Here is a 2,401-nt window from a genome sequence, read left to right on the forward strand (position 1 = left end):
CTCACCGTCTACGGTCAGCCATTCCAGACTGTTCGACTAGCCACTAACTTTGTAACTTCTCGAACAAGTGTCAGCTTGTTCAGCAGGGTCCCACAACCCCGACCACGCAACCCCTGACAGGTATCACACGCAGCCGGTTTAGCCTCAATCCGCTTTCGCTCGCCACTACTCACGGAATCACTAAATTGTTTTCTCTTCCTACGGGTACTGAGATGTTTCACTTCCCCGCGTTCCCTCCACACACCCTATGTGTTCAGGTGTGGGTGACACCACATGACTGGTGCCAGGTTTCCCCATTCGGACACCCTGGGATCACAGCTTGGTTGACAGCTCCCCCAGGCCTATCGCGGCCTCCCACGTCCTTCATCGGCTCCTGGTGCCAAGGCATTCACCGTTCGCCCTTGACAACTTGACCACAAAGATGCTCGCGTCCACTGTGCAATTCTCAACAAACGACCAACCCACAACCCACAAGCCCCACACCAAACCCGGCACCAACCGGCGGTATGCGGGACCAGGCCATGCCTGGCAGACCACCAGCCCCCACACGGAGGGCCAGACAAGTCTCCGAAAGAAACAACCAACGGTTGTTCTTTCAGGACCCAACAGGGTGCTTACATTCTCCCCCAGCCGCACCAACAGCATCCGTTCCCACCACCCCGAAGGAAGGCTGTACTAGGCGCCGCCGGCCGTTGCCGAGGCTGAACTTGCCAGTGTCTCCGCCATTCGAGCACCCCACCACCACAGTCGGGCAGTGCGGGCTCCTTACCGACTTTCGTCGGAAGGTGCTCCTTAGAAAGGAGGTGATCCAGCCGCACCTTCCGGTACGGCTACCTTGTTACGACTTCGTCCCAATCGCCAGCCCCACCTTCGACGGCTCCCTCCACAAGGGTTGGGCCACCGGCTTCGGGTGTTGCCGACTTTCGTGACGTGACGGGCGGTGTGTACAAGGCCCGGGAACGTATTCACCGCAGCGTTGCTGATCTGCGATTACTAGCGACTCCGACTTCACGGGGTCGAGTTGCAGACCCCGATCCGAACTGAGACCGGCTTTTTGGGATTCGCTCCACCTCACGGTATCGCAGCCCATTGTACCGGCCATTGTAGCATGCGTGAAGCCCTGGACATAAGGGGCATGATGACTTGACGTCATCCCCACCTTCCTCCGAGTTGACCCCGGCAGTCTTCGATGAGTCCCCGCCATAACGCGCTGGCAACATCGAACGAGGGTTGCGCTCGTTGCGGGACTTAACCCAACATCTCACGACACGAGCTGACGACAGCCATGCACCACCTGTGACCGCCCCCGAAGGACCTCACATCTCTGCGAGTTTTGCGGCCATGTCAAACCCAGGTAAGGTTCTTCGCGTTGCATCGAATTAATCCGCATGCTCCGCCGCTTGTGCGGGCCCCCGTCAATTCCTTTGAGTTTTAGCCTTGCGGCCGTACTCCCCAGGCGGGGCGCTTAATGCGTTAGCTGCGGCACAGAGAACCGGAGAGGCTCCCCACACCTAGCGCCCAACGTTTACAGCGTGGACTACCAGGGTATCTAATCCTGTTCGCTCCCCACGCTTTCGCTCCTCAGCGTCAGTATCGGCCCAGAGACCCGCCTTCGCCACCGGTGTTCCTCCTGATATCTGCGCATTTCACCGCTACACCAGGAATTCCAGTCTCCCCTACCGAACTCTAGCCTGCCCGTATCGACCGCAGGCTTGGAGTTGAGCCCCAAGTTTTCACGGTCGACGCGACAAGCCGCCTACGAGCTCTTTACGCCCAATAAATCCGGACAACGCTCGCACCCTACGTCTTACCGCGGCTGCTGGCACGTAGTTGGCCGGTGCTTCTTCTGCAGGTACCGTCACTCTCGCTTCGTCCCTGCTGAAAGAGGTTTACAACCCGAAGGCCGTCATCCCTCACGCGGCGTCGCTGCATCAGGCTTCCGCCCATTGTGCAATATTCCCCACTGCTGCCTCCCGTAGGAGTCTGGGCCGTGTCTCAGTCCCAGTGTGGCCGGTCGCCCTCTCAGGCCGGCTACCCGTCGTCGCCTTGGTAGGCCATCACCCCACCAACAAGCTGATAGGCCGCGAGCCCATCCCAAGCCGAAAAACTTTCCACCACCAGCCATGCGGCCAGAAGTAATATTCGGTATTAGCCCCCGTTTCCGAGGGTTATCCCAAAGCTTGGGGCAGGTTGCTCACGTGTTACTCACCCGTTCGCCGCTCGAGTACCCCGAAGGGCCTTTCCGCTCGACTTGCATGTGTTAAGCACGCCGCCAGCGTTCGTCCTGAGCCAGGATCAAACTCTCCAACAAAAAATTAGTTGAACAGCATCCTGACAACAAACAAATGTTGCCAAAGGAATCCCAACCAGCCAAACCATAAAGGCCCGACCAGTCCGGGGT

Annotated in this window: 2 rRNA genes (1 of these 2 cut by a window edge); both read right to left on the minus strand. The window is 58.6% G+C overall.

Going from position 1 to position 2,401, the window contains the following annotated elements:
* Positions 1 to 415: ribosomal RNA gene (locus ABZ780_RS31495) — 23S ribosomal RNA — on the minus strand; it reaches 2,869 nt to the left of the window's first position.
* Between the two features lie 381 nt (positions 416 to 796).
* Positions 797 to 2,311, minus strand: a 16S ribosomal RNA gene (locus ABZ780_RS31500).
* The 16S and 23S rRNA genes sit together here, the layout of an rRNA operon.
* Positions 2,312 to 2,401: the final 90 nt, after the last annotated feature.

The organism is Micromonospora sp. NPDC047467, from assembly GCF_040643095.1.
GTDB lineage: Bacteria > Actinomycetota > Actinomycetes > Mycobacteriales > Micromonosporaceae > Micromonospora.